17 protein-coding genes, 2 pseudogenes and 1 riboswitch are annotated in these 17,027 nt (G+C 53.4%); of the genes and pseudogenes, 13 read left to right on the forward strand and 6 right to left on the reverse strand.

The features are described 5' to 3' along the window. The 3 genes from AAIR21_RS19045 to AAIR21_RS19055 form a co-directional block, all read left to right on the forward strand. On the forward strand, positions 1–498 hold a 498-nt coding region (locus tag AAIR21_RS19045; protein WP_434681967.1), incomplete at its 5' end, for a gp53-like domain-containing protein. A gap of 1 nt (position 499) precedes the next feature. Continuing rightward, a complete protein-coding gene (locus tag AAIR21_RS19050; RefSeq protein ID WP_434681969.1) occupies positions 500–919 on the forward strand; it encodes a tail fiber assembly protein in 420 nt (139 codons plus the stop codon). Positions 920–1,182: 263 nt separating this feature from the next. After that, on the forward strand, positions 1,183–1,395 hold the full coding sequence (locus AAIR21_RS19055; protein ID WP_434681972.1) for a hypothetical protein: 213 nt from the start codon (positions 1,183–1,185) through the stop codon (positions 1,393–1,395). 21 nt (positions 1,396–1,416) lie between these two features. Here AAIR21_RS19055 and AAIR21_RS19060 read toward each other — a convergent pair whose 3' ends face one another. Next, the gene (locus AAIR21_RS19060) at positions 1,417–1,686 is read right to left on the reverse strand and encodes a hypothetical protein (RefSeq protein WP_434681975.1); all 270 of its coding nucleotides are present in this window, start codon (positions 1,684–1,686) and stop codon (positions 1,417–1,419) included. 93 nt (positions 1,687–1,779) lie between these two features. On the opposite strand from AAIR21_RS19060, the gene AAIR21_RS19065 reads away from it, so the two are divergent. Continuing rightward, entirely contained in the window at positions 1,780–2,553 is a 774-nt protein-coding gene (locus tag AAIR21_RS19065; protein WP_434681977.1) for a DNA adenine methylase, read from the forward strand. 25 nt (positions 2,554–2,578) lie between these two features. Here AAIR21_RS19065 and AAIR21_RS19070 read toward each other — a convergent pair whose 3' ends face one another. After that, complete coding sequence (locus tag AAIR21_RS19070) at positions 2,579–3,046, reverse strand: hypothetical protein (protein WP_434681979.1); 468 nt, start codon at positions 3,044–3,046, stop codon at positions 2,579–2,581. Positions 3,047–3,415: 369 nt separating this feature from the next. Here AAIR21_RS19070 and AAIR21_RS19075 point away from each other — a divergent pair. The 5 genes and pseudogenes from AAIR21_RS19075 to yegS all read left to right on the forward strand — a co-directional run. After that, positions 3,416–3,499, forward strand: a pseudogene (locus tag AAIR21_RS19075) (DUF1508 domain-containing protein); the annotation flags it as partial. A gap of 154 nt (positions 3,500–3,653) precedes the next feature. Beyond that, positions 3,654–5,015 carry a tRNA 5-hydroxyuridine modification protein YegQ gene (gene yegQ, locus AAIR21_RS19080; protein ID WP_014170855.1) on the forward strand — a complete coding sequence of 454 codons (1,362 nt, stop codon included), beginning with the start codon at positions 3,654–3,656 and terminating at the stop codon, positions 5,013–5,015. A gap of 427 nt (positions 5,016–5,442) precedes the next feature. Next, positions 5,443–6,405: pseudogene (locus AAIR21_RS19085) on the forward strand (hypothetical protein). A gap of 7 nt (positions 6,406–6,412) precedes the next feature. Beyond that, positions 6,413–7,018 carry a hypothetical protein gene (locus AAIR21_RS19090; protein ID WP_020883240.1) on the forward strand — a complete coding sequence of 202 codons (606 nt, stop codon included), beginning with the start codon at positions 6,413–6,415 and terminating at the stop codon, positions 7,016–7,018. Between the two features lie 180 nt (positions 7,019–7,198). Further along, positions 7,199–8,098, forward strand: coding sequence for a lipid kinase YegS (gene yegS, locus AAIR21_RS19095; protein ID WP_014170856.1), 900 nt, complete (start codon positions 7,199–7,201; stop codon positions 8,096–8,098). A gap of 54 nt (positions 8,099–8,152) precedes the next feature. On the opposite strand, the gene fbaB is transcribed toward yegS, so the two are convergent. Further along, complete coding sequence (fbaB, locus tag AAIR21_RS19100) at positions 8,153–9,205, reverse strand: class I fructose-bisphosphate aldolase (RefSeq protein ID WP_014170857.1); 1,053 nt, start codon at positions 9,203–9,205, stop codon at positions 8,153–8,155. Positions 9,206–9,456: 251 nt separating this feature from the next. On the opposite strand from fbaB, the gene AAIR21_RS19105 reads away from it, so the two are divergent. From AAIR21_RS19105 to AAIR21_RS19115, 3 genes are read left to right on the forward strand one after another with little or no spacing between them, the layout of a single operon-like run. Then, entirely contained in the window at positions 9,457–10,734 is a 1,278-nt protein-coding gene (locus tag AAIR21_RS19105) for a nucleoside permease (RefSeq protein WP_183516150.1), read from the forward strand. Beyond that, positions 10,731–11,735 (forward strand): ADP-ribosylglycohydrolase family protein, encoded by a 1,005-nt coding sequence (locus tag AAIR21_RS19110; RefSeq protein WP_047955865.1) that lies wholly within the window; start codon positions 10,731–10,733, stop codon positions 11,733–11,735. The genes AAIR21_RS19105 and AAIR21_RS19110 overlap by 4 nt, the downstream gene beginning before the upstream one ends. Next, positions 11,732–12,685 (forward strand): PfkB family carbohydrate kinase, encoded by a 954-nt coding sequence (locus AAIR21_RS19115; RefSeq protein WP_063924750.1) that lies wholly within the window; start codon positions 11,732–11,734, stop codon positions 12,683–12,685. Before AAIR21_RS19110 ends, AAIR21_RS19115 begins: the two co-directional genes overlap by 4 nt. Here the strand turns inward: AAIR21_RS19115 and AAIR21_RS19120 are convergent. The 3 genes from AAIR21_RS19120 to thiM are packed head-to-tail and all read right to left on the reverse strand — an operon-like array spanning position 12,659 to position 15,015. Beyond that, positions 12,659–13,405: a GntR family transcriptional regulator gene (locus AAIR21_RS19120; protein WP_014170861.1), complete on the reverse strand. Its 747-nt coding sequence runs from the start codon at positions 13,403–13,405 to the stop codon at positions 12,659–12,661. The two genes, AAIR21_RS19115 and AAIR21_RS19120, sit on opposite strands and share 27 nt — an antisense overlap. Before the next feature lie 42 nt (positions 13,406–13,447). Next, the gene (thiD, locus tag AAIR21_RS19125) at positions 13,448–14,248 is read right to left on the reverse strand and encodes a bifunctional hydroxymethylpyrimidine kinase/phosphomethylpyrimidine kinase (RefSeq protein WP_025203664.1); all 801 of its coding nucleotides are present in this window, start codon (positions 14,246–14,248) and stop codon (positions 13,448–13,450) included. After that, positions 14,245–15,015, reverse strand: a complete 771-nt coding sequence (gene thiM, locus AAIR21_RS19130) for a hydroxyethylthiazole kinase (protein WP_183516149.1) — start codon at positions 15,013–15,015, stop codon at positions 14,245–14,247. The genes thiD and thiM overlap by 4 nt, the downstream gene beginning before the upstream one ends. A 35-nt stretch (positions 15,016–15,050) precedes the next feature. Beyond that, a riboswitch (TPP riboswitch) is annotated at positions 15,051–15,148 on the reverse strand. A 493-nt stretch (positions 15,149–15,641) separates the two neighbouring features. On the opposite strand from thiM, the gene AAIR21_RS19135 reads away from it, so the two are divergent. After that, positions 15,642–17,018 carry a diaminobutyrate--2-oxoglutarate transaminase gene (locus AAIR21_RS19135; RefSeq protein ID WP_014170865.1) on the forward strand — a complete coding sequence of 459 codons (1,377 nt, stop codon included), beginning with the start codon at positions 15,642–15,644 and terminating at the stop codon, positions 17,016–17,018. The last annotated feature ends 9 nt before the right edge of the window (positions 17,019–17,027 follow it).

A 17,027-nucleotide genomic window follows, 5' to 3' on the forward strand; every position in this document is an offset into this window, starting at 1 on the left:
GTATCGTTTGACGGCACGGCGAACATCAATCTGCCTGGGGTGAATACAGCAGGTAGTCAGAGCACATCAGGTAATGCGGCAACGGCGACAAAGCTGGCCACTGCCCGCGCCATCGCTGGGGTAAATTTTGATGGTTCTGATGCAATTTCTATCCCTGCCGGCAACGTCGGTGCATACACCAAGGCAGAAGTCGATTCAAAAGTTAACGCGAAAGCCGCACCAAATAGCGCCTCAAAGGCGGCAAACGGTTGGTGGAAATGCGCATCGACGGGGATCATCTTCCAGTGGGGAAAAAACGCGTCAACAGCCGTGGGTAACACAACTGTAACTTTTCCAATCGCATTCCCCGGTGCCTGCGTCAGTGTCCAGAATACATGGATAAGGAACTCAGGTGAACCCGGGACCAAGCCGTGGGGATTTGTTACGAGTTTTAACACAACTACAGCGAGCGTAACCGGTGACACCATGGGGTCATACTGGTTCGCAATAGGATATTAAAATGGCTATTTTTTATAGTGCTGCATCTAATTCATTTTACCCGGATGAACTCAAAGAGGACTATGAGGCTAACGGGTCATGGCCCGCTGATGCCCTTGAAATCAGCGATGCTGAGCACCAGAGCCTCCTTGAGGGGGCCTCGTCCGGGATGCTCCTCCAGCCTGACGAGAATGGCAAGCCGTCACTAAGAGAGCCTGCTATTGATTACGTGCAGCAAGCAACCGGGGAGCAAAGATCCCTGATTGCTGAGGCAAAGGATATTATCGCACCGCTTCAGGATGCTGTTGATTTAGGGATTGAAACCGATGAAGAACGCGAACAATTGACTGCGTGGAAAAAGTACCGCGTACTGCTTGGGCGGGTTAATCCAGAATATGCGCCAGATATTACATGGCCTGAGCCGCCTGATATTAATGCGTGATAAAAGCCCGTGAGCGGGCTTTTACTCTGCATCACCTTCATCATCAATAAACCACAGGCAAAAGTAATACCCGGTAAGACAGATTGTAACGAACGCAGTAACAGAATCCAGTAAATAGCTCATGTGCTTATGGCTCCTCTTTTGTTGCGTTACGGTATGTTTGTTGTTCTTTGCTTTCAAATTGTTAAAAACGATCGAAATCATGAAATTGATCGCCATCAACGATCAATTCTTCCTGTAAATACACTTTTAAGGTGAGTGTTATGCAGTTTAAAAAGTTTCAGATTGCACGTGTTTACGATAATGGACATTTCGTTGGGCTTGGCGTGGCGGTAGATGGCGTATTGCTTGACGGCTCTACTGCGGCAACGGTATCGACGACTGCCGGTGGGCCTTCAACACTCAGTATTGAGTTTGTCCTTGGGCTGAATGGTCAGGATGAGCTGGGGGATAGCATCAGAATTGATGTCACCTGACACTATCTCTTTAGCGGCTGTTTAACTGTCCGGGCAAAGAGCCTTATATCCCTCAAATGTTAATTTCAGTTGGCTCAGATTGATTTCCGGGCCTCTGAGCAGGGGAATAACGGCCTGTTCGATAATAAGGCCATCATCAATCAGTTTCGCAATATTCAACAGCATCACCTCATTGCTGATGTCGCCAAACATCTCGTCGTAATCAGCTTTATTTATTGCTGACGGGAAGATATTAGCCAGAGTCGACAGGAGGTTTAACTGTAATTCCTCTGACAGGAGTCTTTGATTCATAGACGGTTTCCTTGCTCTAAATGAAAGATAACACGGCATTCTGCCCTGTGAGCATTATTAGCTACCACAATTCAGGTCAACAGAGGTGATTTTATGTCTTGCATAATATTTCCATGGGTTGGCGGCAAGCGTAAGCTGGCTCGTCAGATCCTCCCGTTATTCCCTGAACATACATGCTACGTTGAGCCGTTCTGTGGTGGCGCAGCGTTGTTCTTTATGAAAGAGCAATCGAAGGTAGAGGTGCTGAATGATATCAACAGCGATATTGTGAACCTGTACCGCGTCGTGCAGAACCATCTGGAAGAGTTTATAAAGCAGTTTAAATGGGCGTTAACCAGCCGTGAAATATTCACCTGGGCAAAAGATACGCCACCGGAAACGCTGACTGATATTCAGCGTGCTGCCCGCTTTTATTACCTGCAGAAACTCTCTTTTGGCGCAAGGTCAGACAGTCGTTCGTTCGGCACCAGTGCTACCAGCCCCGGCAGCTTCAACCTGATACGCCTGGAGGAGACAATATCGGATGCCTGGCTGCGCCTGCAGCGCGTGACGATTGAGCATCTGGACTGGCAGGAGTGCATCCGGCGCTATGATCGCCCCGGCACACTCTTTTACCTTGATCCGCCGTACTGGAAAACCCAGGGTTATGGCGTGCCGTTCGGCATAGAGCAGTACCAGTTCATGGCGGATGCGGTGCGGGGTATTAAGGGGAAAGCGATTATTTCAGTGAATGACCACCCGGACATGCGGGCGGTGTTTGACGGGCTGGATATACGCATCACCAGTACCACTTACTCTGTCGGCGGTAATAATAGCCACAGGGCGGCAGAATTACTTATCTGTAACTTTGACACCGGCCCACGCTGACCGGCATTCAAAGACAGTAGCAAATTTAATGTGGCACACCGCCGCCTAACAGGCTGGTGAACTTTTCCATCACAGTAAGGCTTTCACGATGGTTATTATTGAGCGAGATGCATGCACGATTTCTGGCCGGGTTAAACAGAGAATTGAGCGTCACGCTGTCGAACTCTTCGATCATGCTCAGTCTTGCTTTAACCTCGGAGAGGTCAAGCTCATCCATTTCATGAGCCAGAACGCCATAACGTTTCGCCTGCTGTCTCGCGGCCTCAGCCTTTTTTCCAAATTGCCAGGCTACACGGCATGCACTAAGAATGGCGATGATGATGCCAAACAACCAACTAAAATGATGGGTGCCAGAAACCAGAGCACCGAGAAAAAGCATAATGGCGTTCATGATGGTTTCGATGCGGCGGTTAAGTGTTTCTGTCATCGTTTCCAGCCAGTAGCAATACCAGATACGGAAATGATAGTCATATTCAGTTGGTTGTTTGTTCATCTAAAACTACTCCTGTTCGTCAGAATCTCTGTCATCGGGAGGTGCGGGTTTATGCAGTGCATGGCACGGCGTCGCACCTTCGAAATCAGGTATTAGTACAGCGATCTTATGTGGGGACTCATTCTGCTCATCGTTGTGCATAGCATCTCCTTTAGTGATGAATTTTATGCCCCTGCTCCCGCGAAGAAACGAGGCATTGAAATTTTATCATTAAAAACCCTTGCCGGGCAGGGTCATAAGCCCGGCATTAATCTGCCATCTGTTCTTATTTATGATTTATTCTGCACAGTGCGAAATCACTGTTTTTGTGTGGGTTGACTGGTGCGGAAAATATCGTAAATCAGTGCAGAATTTATCGCCGCGCTACAGTATGCCTCGGAACAGTCGCGAGATAAAGGCATCGCGTCGGTCAAAACTAACGGTTCAAGCCAGACGGTAAAAGACAATACCTGACGACACGCATCCGGCCGGGTTAGCGATGGTACGACCCGGCGCTTTACCTCCCTGTCCCTCAGCGCTACAATGCCCGCCCTTAAAGTGGGGGATCTCCCCTTACCGCTGCACCTGGTGCATGCGGATCTGACCTGTCATCAGAACGAGAACAAACATGTTTAAACCGGAACTCCTTTCCCCGGCGGGAACGCTGCAAAATATGCGTTACGCTTTCGCCTATGGCGCTGACGCCGTCTATGCTGGCCAGCCGCGCTACTCGCTGCGCGTGCGTAACAATGAATTCAACCACGAGAACCTGCAGCTCGGCATTAACGAAGCACATGCCCTGGGCAAAAAATTCTACGTGGTGGTCAACATTGCGCCGCATAACGCCAAGCTGAAAACGTTCATCCGCGATCTGAAGCCGGTGGTTGATATGGGACCGGACGCGCTGATCATGTCGGACCCGGGTTTAATCATGCTGGTTCGGGAGAACTTCCCGGAGATGGATATTCACCTCTCCGTTCAGGCCAACGCCGTTAACTGGGCAACGGTGAAATTCTGGAAACAGATGGGACTGACCCGCGTCATTCTGTCTCGTGAACTTTCGCTGGAAGAGATTGAAGAGATCCGCACGCAGGTGCCGGATATGGAAATCGAAATCTTCGTTCACGGCGCGCTGTGCATGGCCTACTCCGGTCGCTGCCTGCTCTCGGGATACATCAACAAGCGTGACCCGAACCAGGGTACCTGCACCAACGCCTGCCGCTGGGAATATAACGTTCAGGAAGGCAAAGAAGACGACATCGGCAATATCGTCCACAAACATGAGCCGATCCCGGTGACCAACGTGGAGCCAACCTTAGGCATCGGCGCGCCAACTGACAGCGTGTTCATGATTGAAGAGGCCAAACGTCCGGGTGAGTACATGACCGCCTTTGAAGACGAGCATGGCACTTATATCATGAACTCCAAAGACCTGCGTGCGATTGCGCACGTTGAGCGTCTGACGCAGATGGGCGTGCATTCCCTGAAAATTGAAGGCCGTACCAAGTCCTACTACTACTGCGCGCGTACTGCTCAGGTGTACCGTAAAGCCATCGACGATGCCGCTGCCGGTAAACCGTTCGATACCAGCCTGCTGGAAACCCTGGAAGGCCTGGCGCATCGCGGTTATACCGAAGGCTTCCTGCGTCGTCACACCCATGACGATTACCAGAACTACGAACACGGCTATTCCGTTTCCGAGCGCCAGCAGTTTGTCGGTGATTTTACCGGTGAGCGCAAAGGTGCGCTGGCCGCCGTGGCGGTGAAGAACAAATTCACCAAAGGCGACAGCCTGGAGTTGATGACCCCGCAGGGCAACATGAACTTCACCCTGGAACATCTGGAAAACGGTAAAGGCGAAGCAATTGACGTGGCGCCAGGCAACGGCCATACAGTCTGGCTGCCGGTACCCGAAGAAGTGGAGCTGGAGTTTGCGCTGCTGATGCGTAATTTCAACGGCGAAAGTACCCGTAACCCGCACAGTAAATAGTCAAGCAGGGAAATTTTTTCGCGCTGGGATAATTCTTAGAATCGGATCACATACCGCTTCGTTCAATACGGGTATTATCCCCCCGCTGAAAAACATAACCCATAAATGCTAGCTGTACCAGGAACCACCTCCTTAGCCTGCGTAATCTCCCTTACGCGGGCTTATTTTTTTGTACAATTCAGTCCACTTATTAAGAATGCATAAGAATGCAATTGCATAGACCCACCATATGAAGGGTGTGTATTCGCGATAACGTATGCCGGAATACCGTTCATGAAAATCGGACGGACCTATGATATTCATCACAACTATTATTGGATCTGGTAGGCGGGAGTGTTATTCAGAGCATTCCTAATTCCCGACCATAGCATGCCCTTTACTCTTGATTTCTTAGCACAATACGTTTTCACATGGACGGAGAGACGACATGACATTCCCCGGTCAGTTTTCAAAGGACATTCCGGATTACGAACTCGCACGCAGTCTGGGCCTTGCCTCCGGCGGCGATATTAATTTCAACGATTTTGCCAGTCACCTGGACTGTAGCCGAAACTTTAGCCAGGTTGGGATCCTCTACTCAGACGGTGCGCGTCAGTAATTAGTAAAGCCCTCAAGGCGGATTGCGACACCAAACGAAAGCTCGGTAAGCCATGTAGTCATCACCAAAGTAAATGCTTCCTCAAGTAGTGCCATTCAGGCAACGACTACGATTCAGTCACCTTCATTGGCGACTGAAATCGGTTCTACGGCAATTTCTTGCGGAGCCGCCATTCTCACTGTCGTACTTGCTGCTGGCGCAGGTATGGCCATTCCTCTCACCGCAGGCTCTTCAGGTGCTGTTGCTGCCGTGATTGTCGCCGGTGGTGTGGCAAAAGGAATTCAGTGTGCGAACGGGCTTGGCCGCTTGTCACTTATTGCCATGAATCATAATGACTATGTAGCGTGGATGGATTCCCAGGAATGGTATACTGCAACCAATACCGCTCTGGATGCGATTTCACTTGCTGGGGCCGCTGCGGGTCTAAAAAGCGCGGTATTGACCTACCGCCTTCTTAATCGCTCGACGTCTGAAAGTTTACTCTCTTTATTACAAAAAATGAGCCGATCGGACCGCACGAGGTTAACGGAGGAAATTATTCGCATCCGAAATCCCGGCATCTCGAATTCAGGTGTTAAAGCAGCGATGAAAGCTGGGGTTTACCCTAAACGTTACCCATCGGAAGCGCTGCAGTTGCTCTTACAGCGTGAGCTGTTGAATGCCATTTCCAACTCCTCAGCTTTTGTTGGAAGTGCGGTCTCGGGTACAATCAGGAATCCTCAGAATATTACACAATCTGGAAAATACGTTTTTGGTTTGATCCAGTCTTTTTCATTTACAGGAAGTTATTGACCTGAGCATGATAAAATACATCAAGAAGAGCCTGGCATTAAGTACTGTGATCACAAATCAAATGGCGACTGACGATCTCCAACGGCTTGAGTCTTTAAAAGATGGCTTAAAAGATCAGTTTGGCGTTCCTGTAGGTGTACATATGACAGGAATTCCCTTGTCTATCAGTATGTTACTCGCCATTTTTTGCTACGCTATGCTACAAGTTTCTGTCTGGATATTACTATTTCGCCTGCTCGGCTTACCCGAATTTAAAGTCATGATGGGTGTATTTCTTGCAGCAGTGGCGTATTGCATGATTGCGATGAGTACTATGTTTCTGACTGCTCGGGGGTCCTTGGCTGGATTTAAAGCGCATATTTCCGTTATCACGCTGACTGGACTGATGAGCATCGTTTATTTTATCTGGACGTGGAGTTCACTTTTATTCGGCTCTGTTGAGAATTACACCCCGCAAATAACCTCTTTTTTAGGGTTGGGATTTTTCTGCATGAATGTCGTGTGGATGAATACATCACTCTTTTACCGTTCAATCGCCCTAACGCTACATAATCGGATTTGGCGTAAACAGCTGAAAATAGAGACAAGGCAAATGTCGCGACTCAAACGTTGAGTGCAATAGCCCAGTGATTGACAGACGTAAAAAGTGTAAACGACACCGGGCACAGATTACGTTATACGGGGGAAAAATCTCCTTTACACAGGCTTATTTTTTCCCTTTCATCCTGTTCTTACCCGCTTTTTTCCTCCCTGCTATACACTCTTACTAACGCTAAAAAAGGGAGCAGCGCGGATGGCAATCTATCCAGACAGTTTATTGATTCTCAATGGCAAAAGTGCGGGCAACGATTTGTTGCGCCAGGCAGTGACGGATTTGCGTGAAGACGGTGCGCGTATACACGTGCGAGTGACGTGGGAAAAAGGTGATGCGGCACGCTATATCGACGAAGGCCTGAAGCTCGGGGTCGAAACCATTATTTCTGGCGGGGGCGATGGCACCATTAATGAAATTGCTGGCGCTCTGATAGATCTTCCCGCAACCGACCGCCCGGTGATGGGCATTTTGCCGCTCGGTACGGCCAACGATTTCGCCACCAGCGCCGGAATTCCCGAAGAACTGGGAAAAGCCTTGCAGCTGGCTATCCTCGGCAAAGCCACCGCCGTGGATATTGCTCAGGTGAATGAAAAAACCTGTTTTATTAATATGGCGACCGGTGGATTCGGGACGCGCATTACCAGCGAAACCCCAGAAAAGCTGAAGGCAGCGCTGGGCGGCGTCTCGTATCTGATCCATGGCCTGATGCGTATGGATACCCTGAAGCCGGACCGCTGTGAGATTCACGGCGAGAACTTTCAGTGGCAGGGTGATGCGCTGGTGATTGGTATCGGCAATGGCCGTCAGGCCGGTGGCGGACAGCAGTTATGCCCGGAGGCGCTGATCAATGATGGTCAGTTACAGCTGCGTATTTTCACGGGTGATGGCCTGCTGCCTGCGCTGTTTACCACCCTGACCCAGCCAGAAGAGAGTCCGAATATTATTGCCGGTAAATCCGCGTGGTTTGAAGTGAATGCCCCACACGGCATGACGTTTAATCTTGACGGAGAGCCGCTGAGCGGGAAGCAGTTCCGCATTGAGGTGTTACCGGGCGCGCTACAGTGCCGGCTGCCACCGGACTGCCAGCTTCTGCGTTGACAGTGTGGCCGGGCGGCGGTAACGCCTGACCCGGCCAGCGTTTTACAAAAAGTCTTAAGCGATAGTCACTTTGCTGTCCAGGTACACATCCTGCACGGCATTGATCAGCTTCACGCCGTCCGCCATCGATTTTTTAAACGCCTTACGGCCCAGGATCAGCCCCATACCGCCCGCGCGCTTATTGATAACCGCCGTGCGCACCGCGTCGGAGAGATCGGTGTCGCCACCCGCCGCACCACCGGAGTTAATTAACCCGGCACGTCCCATATAGCAGTTCGCCAGCTGATAACGCACCAGGTCGATAGGGTTTTCACTGGTCAGTTTGCTGTAGACCCGGTCATCGGTGTAACCGAAGTTTACCGCTTTATAACCGCCGTTATTTTCCGCCATCTTCTGCTTCACAATATCCGCGCCAATGGTTGCCGCCAGATGGTTCGCCTGGCCGGTCAGGTCGGCAGAAACGTGGTAGTCCACTCCGTCTTTCTTAAATGCGGAGTTACGCAGATACGCCCACAGAACGGTGACCATACCCAGCTCATGCGCGCGTTCGAAGGCAGCAGAAATTTCTTCAATCTGGCGACGTGACTGCTCAGAACCAAAGTAGATCGTCGCTCCGACCGCGACCGCGCCCATATTGAACGCCTGCTCTACGCTGGCGTAAAGCGTCTGATCGTATTCGGTCGGGTAGCTCAGGGTTTCGTTGTGATTCAGTTTGACGAGGAATGGAATGCGGTGGGCATAGCGACGCGATACGGAGGCCAGTACGCCATAGGTGGACGCCACGCAGTTACAGCCCGCTTCTATCGCCAGTTCGACGATGTTCTTCGGATCGAAATACAGCGGGTTCGCCGCAAAGGAGGCGCCCGCGGAGTGCTCAACGCCCTGGTCAACCGGCAGAATAGAAAGATACCCGGTTCCCCCCAGTCGGCCGGTATTATAGAGAGTCTGCATATTTCGCAGTACCGCAGGCGGACGGTTGTTATCAACCATCACGCGGTCGACGTAATCGTGGCCAGGCAGATAAAGCTGGTCGGCTGGAATGGTCATACAACGATGCTGTAAAAGGCTGTCGGCGTCTTTGCCAAGCAACTGCGCAATATCAGTCATGTGATGCTCCCGTAAGCCCGACGTGATGTCGGTGAGTGTTTATCCAGACCCATAGCGTTATGGGCAGACTAAGCCTGGTACCGACTTAACAGATTTTCCACCATTTGCATTTTTTTTCAGCACAATCTGCTGGCTCGATTCGTGTACAACAAAACTGTTACATTGATCAAACAATCACCGCAAAGGTATTTAAAAGGTATTATTAAGTGGTATGTTAAAGGCGTACCCTCTCTGACATGCAGGATTAAACAATGAAAACGAAAGTCCAACTGTCATTCATGATGTTTGTTGAATGGTTTATCTGGGGCGCGTGGTTTGTACCGCTGTGGTTGTGGCTGAGCAAAAGCGGTTTTACCGCCGGGGAAATTGGCTGGTCTTATGCCTGTACCGCGATTGCCGCGATCCTCTCCCCCATTCTGGTGGGTTCACTGACCGACCGCTTTTTCGCTGCGCAGAAAGTACTGGCCGTACTGATGTTCGCCGGTGCCATCGTGATGTACTTCGCCGCACAGCAAACCCAGTTCAGTACCTTTTTCCCGCTGCTGCTGATTTACTCCCTGACCTATATGCCGACCATTGCGCTGACCAACAGTATTGCCTTCGCCAATGTGGATGATGTGGAGGCCGATTTCCCGCGTATCCGCGTGATGGGCACCCTTGGCTGGATCGCCTCGGGACTGGTGTGCGGTTTTCTGCCGCAGATGATGGGCTATAACGACATTTCCGATACCAATATTCCGCTGCTGATGACGGCGGGCAGCTCCGCGCTGCTCGGTGTCTTTGCGCTGTTCCTGCCGAACACCCCGCCGAAGAGTACCGGCAAGATGGATTTCAAAGTCATGCTGGGGCTGGATGCGCTGATCCTGCTGCGCGATAAAAACTTCCTGGTGTTCTTCTTCTGCTCATTTCTGTTCGCAATGCCGCTGGCCTTCTATTACATCTTTGCCAACGGCTATCTCACCGAAGTGGGGATGAAAAACGCCACCGGCTGGATGACGCTCGGCCAGTTCTCCGAAATCTTCTTTATGCTGGCGCTGCCGTTCTTCACCAAACGCTTTGGTATTAAGAAGGTCTTGCTGCTGGGCCTGCTCACCGCCGCCATCCGCTATGGCTTCTTTGTTTACGGTGGTGCCGACCAGTACTTCACCTATGCCCTGCTGTTCCTCGGCATTCTGCTGCATGGCGTGAGCTACGACTTCTACTATGTGACCGCGTATATCTACGTGGATAAAAAAGCGCCGGTGCATATGCGCACCGCCGCACAAGGCCTGATTACGCTGTGCTGTCAGGGGTTTGGTAGCCTGTTAGGTTACCGCCTGGGCGGCGTGATGATGGAAAAAATGTTCGCATACAAAGAGCCGGTGAATGGGTTGACCTTCAACTGGGCCGGAATGTGGGCATTCGGAGGGATCATGATTGCCGTGATCGCCGTGCTGTTTATGCTGTTTTTCCGCGAATCGGACAAAGAGATCACCGCAATTGAGGTGGTTGAAGGCGATACCGCGCTGACACGAGGGGAAGTTAAATGAAACAAGAACGTGTTCTCGGTGCCCTTTACGGGCAAGCGTTAGGGGATGCGATGGGCATGCCGTCGGAGCTTTGGCCGAGAAAGCGCGTCAAAGCGCACTTCGGCTGGATCGACCGTTTTTTACCCGGACCGGCTGAAAATAACGCCGCCTGCTATTTTAAGCAGGCAGAATTCACCGACGATACGTCAATGGCGTTATGCCTGGCGGATGCGATTATCGAATGCGACGGGCAGATCAACGCGGATGTTATCGGCAAACATATTCTGCACTGGGCGGAGTCGTTCGATGCGTTTAACAAGAATGTGTTAGGTCCGACATCGAAGATTGCGCTTAACGCCATTCGTGACGGCAAGCCGGTCAGTGAACTGGAAAACAACGGCGTCACCAACGGTGCGGCGATGCGCGCCTCTCCGCTGGGCTGCCTGCTGCCGGCCACGCGTCTGGAGCACTTTGTCGCAGAGGTGGCGCTGGCCTCCAGCCCGACCCATAAATCCGACCTCGCGATTGCCGGCGCGGTGGTGATAGCCTGGGCAGTGTCGCGTGCCATTGACGGTGAACGCTGGCAGAACATCGTCGATGCCCTGCCAGGTATTGCCCGCTACGCACAGGAAGCGAAAACAACCACCTTCAGCGCATCGCTGGCGGCACGGATTGAGCTCGCCCTTAAGACCGTGCGTGAAGCCAACGGCATCGATTCCGCCAGCGAGCAGGTTTACCAGCTTATTGGCGCGGGCACCAGCACGCTTGAGTCGGTTCCAGCGGCGATTGCGATGGTCGAACTGGCAGGCACCGACCCGAACCGCTGCGCCATTTTGTGCGCCAACCTCGGCGGTGATACGGACACCATCGGCGCGATGGCGACGGCAATCTGCGGTGCGCTTCACGGCGTACAGGCGATTGACCCGGCGTACAGGGAGGAACTCGACGCCGTAAACCGCCTCGACTTTAATCACTATTGTGAAAAACTGCTGCACTTCCGGGAGCAAAGGGAGGGCGTATGAGTGCTTTTGCTGCACGCCTTGAAACACTGCACGCCACTCGCCCGGTCACGGTGTTGGGTGCTGCGGTCATCGACGTGATCGCCGACGCCTATGCCCTGCCCTGGCGCGGGTGTGATATCGAACTCAAACAACAGGGTGTCAATATCGGCGGCTGTGCGCTGAATATTGCTATTGCGCTGAAACGGCTCGGGATCGCCGCGCAAAACGCGCTCCCCGTCGGTCACGGGGTGTGGGCAGACATCATCCGTAACGCCATGGCAAAACAGGATCTGCACAGCGTCGTTGAAGTAGAAACGGGCGACAACGGCTGGTGTCTGGCGCTGGTCGAACCGGATGGTGAGCGGACCTTTATGTCGTTTAGCGGCGTGGAGAACCAGTGGCAACAGCGCTGGCTGGATGCGCTGCACGTGCCGCCTGAAAGCCTGGTCTACCTCTCAGGCTATCAGCTGGCGTCACCGTGCGGAGAGCTCCTGACGGACTGGCTGGAAGGCCTGGAAAACGTTACCGCGTTTATCGACTTTGGGCCGCGCATTGCCGATATTCCTGATGCGCTGATGGCGCGGATCATGGCCTGTAAGCCGATGGTATCGCTTAATCGCCAGGAAGCCGAGATGGCAGCGGGACGATTTGGCATGGAAGCTGAAACACTCGGCCCGCAGTGGCTACAGCGTTTTGGTTCTGCGCTGATTATTCGCCACGATAAAGACGGTGCCGCCTGGTATGAGGGTGATAAATCGGGCTACGTTCCGGCGTTTCCCGCAACCGTCGTCGACACGATCGGTGCGGGCGACAGCCACGCCGGTGGCACGCTTGCCGGGCTGGCGGCAGGATGGTCGCTGGCTGATGCCGTTACGCTTGGCAATGCAGTGGCAGCCTGGGTCGTTAGCCACCGCGGCGGCGACTGCGCGCCAGGGCGCGAGGCGTTACTCCTCGCACACAAAGACGTATAAATCGCTACGGCAGTAGCTGATGCTGAACTCAATGGGCCGGTTCTGCTGATCAAGTGCAACCTGCTTGATCACCAGCACCGGGATTTTGTCATCCATGCGGATATGCGTCTGAAACTCGCTGTCCGGCATGCGGGCACTGACGCGTGAGCGGGTGCGTTGCGGGAAGATATTCTGGCTACGGAAGTAGTCATACAGGGAAATCCCAATTGCATCCGGATCGTGAATCAACCCTACCGGCACCCAGGACTCCTCAATCGATACGGCGTCATCATCCACATAGCGGATGCGCTTAAGCAAAAAGACCTCGCTCTCCGGCGGCACTGACAGCTGGCTGGCCACCTCTTCCGGGCATTTCACCACCCGTTTATTCACCCACAGCGTGTTGGGCTTTTTGCCGCGCAGCACCACCTGCTGAGAAAAACCGCGCGCTTCCTTGAGCGAGTATTCAAAGATGTTATTGATTTGCGTCCCATAGCCCCGGGCGCGCGTCACTACGCCCTCGGCTTCCAGAGCCTGCATCGCTTTGCGCACGGTAATGCGCGACACGCCGGTTAACTGACTGAGATCGCGCTCGCCGGGCAGTATATTCCCATGCTCCAGCACCCCGTTGCGTACCGCGTTTTTTACCGTTTCGGCAAATTTCAGATACAGCGGCGTGTTGTCCGGGGCGGCAATGCGTTCATTCAGTTGGTCGATTAACCGGGTATGCGCTTGTTCCATCTCTGTTTTTCTCAGGCCTGGTGTGTGTTGCCAGTATACGGCTTACCACCAGGCATGAAAATGGTGTACCGGACCAATACCGTGACCAACCTCGAGAGTATCGGCTTTTGCCAGCGCTTCGGAGAGCCAGATTTTAGCGTCGCGGACCGTATCCCCCCAGTTGTCACGACGAGGGCGCAAAGCCGCCAGCGCGGCAGAGAGCGTGCAGCCGGTCCCGTGGGTGTTTTTGGTCTGTACCCGCGGGGCCGTGAAACGCAGCGCACCGTCGTGGGTAAACAACCAGTCAGGGCTTTCTTCATCATCAAGATGACCGCCTTTCATCAGCACGGCGCCGCAGCCCATCGCCAGGAGCGCATTCCCCTGCTCTTTCATTTCGCGCTCATTCTGCGCGTGCGGCGCATCCAGCAGCGCAGCGGCTTCAGGCAGATTAGGCGTGATAAGCGCAACCTGCGGCAGCAGCTTATTTCGCAGCGTCTCGACGGCGGAGGCGGACAGCAGCGGGTCACCGCTTTTTGCCAGCATCACGGTATCCAGCACCACGTTTTGCACCTGGTAACGTTTAAGCCGTTCTGCCACCGCTTCAACAATGTCGGTCTCGGCCAGCATCCCAATCTTGGTGGTGTCGATTCGCACATCGCTGAAAACCGAATCCAGCTGTGCGGCGACAAAGTCCGGCTCAATGCGGTAAACCGACTGCACGCCACGCGTATTTTGCGCCACCAGCGCGGTAATCACCGAGCAGCCGTATGCGCCGAGTGCGGAGAAAGTTTTCAAATCAGCCTGAATGCCCGCGCCGCCGCTTGGGTCGGTACCGGCAATGGTAAGGGCGTTAATCCGTTTCATACCCGTTCCTCCAGAGTGTAGAGCGCGTCGAGGAACGCGCTGGCAAAACTGCCGGGACCACCAGACCGGGCGACGGCCGCCGTTCCGGCACGTTTCATCCATCCGCAAGCGGCGGCGATGTTATCCAGCCGGTCACCGGGAAGCGAGCAGCTCGCCGCCACGACTGCCGAGAGCGCGCATCCCGTTCCCACCACGCGGGTCATTATCGGGCCACCGCCCACGACCGTGCGGGTGCGCTGCCCGTCGGTGACGTAATCCCGTTCACCGGTGACCACCACAATGGCATTCGTCTGGCGAGCCAGCGCCTGCGCGGCAGGCAGCGCAGCCGCCGCCGTGTCGGTGGTATCGACGCCGCGCCCGCCCGCACTCATCCCGGCCAGGGCGAGAATTTCCGAGGCATTGCCGCGAATGGCCGCCGGTTTCAGGGCGAGGATTTGGTGGCAAAAACGGGTGCGGAACGTCAGCGCCCCTACGGCAACCGGGTCAAGCGTCCAGGGTTTCCCTGCTGCCACTGCACTCTCAATCGCCCGGCGCATCGACTGGGCGCGCGGCGCCGTCAGCGTCCCGACGTTAATCAGCAGGGCATCTGCGAGCGCGGCAAACTGCTCGGCCTCTTCGGCTTCAATCACCATAGCCGGAGAAGCGCCAAGCGCCAGTAACACATTGGCCGTAAAGGTCTGTACCACATCGTTGGTCATACAGTGGGTAAGCGGGGAACGGGTTCGAAACTGATGTAAAACGTGTAAATCGAGCAGGTCAGGCTGCATGGTATCGCTCCTGCCGTGCGTGAAGAAGCGATGACCGGGAAGGCATCTGACTTCCCTACGCTGGCATTATCCAGATCAGGTAATACGGGTATTTCTCAGCCTTCATTTAAGAAGGGCACCCCGAGTCATTGGTAAGAATTCACTTACATTTGGCAGATTAGGGGAAGAGTACCAGTGATGCAAGACCTGTTGATTTCTCGCTTTCATGATTTTGTTATACCAATCAGATGTAATGAGAAGCCTGTAACCGCTATGTCCGGGAATAAAAACAACCTGTCGTGACCCCGGTATTTTGCAGGTAATGTCGAGATAATGCGCTTAAAGGGGCTATCTGCCCCCCTTAACGTCCCTCAATGGCACGATTTGTCACACACTTTTCTCTCTTTTTACAGTCCTGACAAAATACGCGTAACCGGCTGTTTTTGTTTGGCATAAAGCGCAATTTTTATTCTTAAAATGAGGATATTCCCTCCCCCGTACCGCATGTCATAAAACAGTAAACAAATTAACCATTGAGCCTCGTGACAAAAGGCTCTATATTGGCGGCGTTTTTTTCAGGCCCCCATCTGTTTTTTAACTTTTTATTCAATCGTTGCTCATAACGAAGCGGCGGTTGTAGGAGTGATATGATGACGGATAAAGTCCGTATTGACACCGTAGATGCCCACAAAAGCAACGAAACCTATCTGGCCCGTCAGGCCGAGTTTGAATCTAACGTCAGGAGTTATCCGCGCAAACTGCCTTTAGCAATCACTAAAGCAGAAGGCGTGTGGATCACCGATGCAGACAATAAAGAATACCTTGACTGTTTAGCAGGCGCAGGCACCCTTGCGCTTGGACATAACCATCCTGATGTGCTGAAAAGCATCCAAAATGTCATTACCAGCGGCTTGCCGTTACATACTCTGGATCTGACTACGCCTCTGAAAGACGCGTTCTCAGAATATCTGCTCTCTCTGCTGCCTGGTCAGGGCAAAGAGTACTGCCTGCAGTTCACCGGTCCATCCGGTGCTGACGCCGTTGAAGCGGCGCTGAAACTGGCGAAAAAAGTGACCGGTCGTAGCGGTATCATCAGCTTCTCTGGTGGTTACCACGGTATGACTCACGGCGCACTGGCCGTTACCGGCAACCTGTCTCCGAAAGAAGCGGTTAACGGAATGATGCCAGAAGTGCAGTTCATGCCTTACCCACACCAGTACCGTTGCCCACTGGGTATCGGCGGTGAGGCGGGTGTGAAAGCGCTGACCTACTATTTCGAAAACCTGATCAACGACGTTGAAAGCGGTGTGCGTAAACCTGCGGCAGTGATCCTTGAAGCCGTTCAGGGTGAAGGCGGCGTGAACCCGGCTCCGGTTGAATGGCTGCAGCGCATCCGTAAAGTGACTCAGGAACACGGCATTCTGCTGATCCTCGACGAAGTTCAGGCTGGCTTTGCCCGTACCGGTAAATTCTTCGCCTTCGAACACGCGGGCATTGAGCCAGACATCATCGTGATGTCTAAAGCGGTTGGCGGCGGTCTGCCACTGGCGGTACTCGGCATCAAAAAACAGTTCGATGCGTGGGCACCAGGCCACCACACCGGTACCTTCCGCGGCAACCAGCTGGCAATGGCAACCGGTCTGACAACGCTGAAAATCCTGAAAGACCAGAACATCGCGGGCAAAGTGGCCGCACAGGGCGAATGGCTGAAAGGCCAGCTGAACGAGATGGCGAAACGCTATCCGGTTATCGGTCACGTTCGCGGCCTGGGCATGATGATCGGGATTGAGATCGTTAAGCCACACGAAGCGGCAGACCACATGGGTTGCTACCCGGGTGATGGCGAGCTGTCTGCACTGATTCAGAAGAAGTGCTTCGAAGCCGGCCTGATTCTGGAGCGCGGTGGTCGCAACGGTATTGTTCTGCGTCTGCTGCCTTCCCTGCTGATCAGCGATGATGAGCTGAAAGTCTTCCTGGATAAATTCGAGCAGGCACTGCTTGCTGCGGGCGTTCGCCCGGCGTAACCGGAGTTG

The organism is Enterobacter sp. PTB (genome assembly GCF_051130085.1).
Taxonomy (GTDB): domain Bacteria; phylum Pseudomonadota; class Gammaproteobacteria; order Enterobacterales; family Enterobacteriaceae; genus Enterobacter; species Enterobacter ludwigii.

Excerpts from the sequence above, each read along its gene's own strand:
- AAIR21_RS19050 (WP_434681969.1), top strand. The coding sequence starts at position 500 with ATGGCTATTTTTTATAGTGCTGCATCTAATTCATTTTACCCGGATGAA.
- AAIR21_RS19055 (WP_434681972.1), top strand. The coding sequence starts at position 1,183 with ATGCAGTTTAAAAAGTTTCAGATTGCACGTGTTTACGATAATGGACAT.
- AAIR21_RS19060 (WP_434681975.1), bottom strand. The coding sequence starts at position 1,686 with ATGAATCAAAGACTCCTGTCAGAGGAATTACAGTTAAACCTCCTGTCG.
- AAIR21_RS19065 (WP_434681977.1), top strand. The coding sequence starts at position 1,780 with ATGTCTTGCATAATATTTCCATGGGTTGGCGGCAAGCGTAAGCTGGCT.
- AAIR21_RS19070 (WP_434681979.1), bottom strand. The coding sequence starts at position 3,046 with ATGAACAAACAACCAACTGAATATGACTATCATTTCCGTATCTGGTAT.
- yegQ (WP_014170855.1), top strand. The coding sequence starts at position 3,654 with ATGTTTAAACCGGAACTCCTTTCCCCGGCGGGAACGCTGCAAAATATG.
- AAIR21_RS19090 (WP_020883240.1), top strand. The coding sequence starts at position 6,413 with ATGATAAAATACATCAAGAAGAGCCTGGCATTAAGTACTGTGATCACA.
- yegS (WP_014170856.1), top strand. The coding sequence starts at position 7,199 with ATGGCAATCTATCCAGACAGTTTATTGATTCTCAATGGCAAAAGTGCG.
- fbaB (WP_014170857.1), bottom strand. The coding sequence starts at position 9,205 with ATGACTGATATTGCGCAGTTGCTTGGCAAAGACGCCGACAGCCTTTTA.
- AAIR21_RS19105 (WP_183516150.1), top strand. The coding sequence starts at position 9,457 with ATGAAAACGAAAGTCCAACTGTCATTCATGATGTTTGTTGAATGGTTT.
- AAIR21_RS19110 (WP_047955865.1), top strand. The coding sequence starts at position 10,731 with ATGAAACAAGAACGTGTTCTCGGTGCCCTTTACGGGCAAGCGTTAGGG.
- AAIR21_RS19115 (WP_063924750.1), top strand. The coding sequence starts at position 11,732 with ATGAGTGCTTTTGCTGCACGCCTTGAAACACTGCACGCCACTCGCCCG.
- AAIR21_RS19120 (WP_014170861.1), bottom strand. The coding sequence starts at position 13,405 with ATGGAACAAGCGCATACCCGGTTAATCGACCAACTGAATGAACGCATT.
- thiD (WP_025203664.1), bottom strand. The coding sequence starts at position 14,248 with ATGAAACGGATTAACGCCCTTACCATTGCCGGTACCGACCCAAGCGGC.
- thiM (WP_183516149.1), bottom strand. The coding sequence starts at position 15,015 with ATGCAGCCTGACCTGCTCGATTTACACGTTTTACATCAGTTTCGAACC.
- AAIR21_RS19135 (WP_014170865.1), top strand. The coding sequence starts at position 15,642 with ATGATGACGGATAAAGTCCGTATTGACACCGTAGATGCCCACAAAAGC.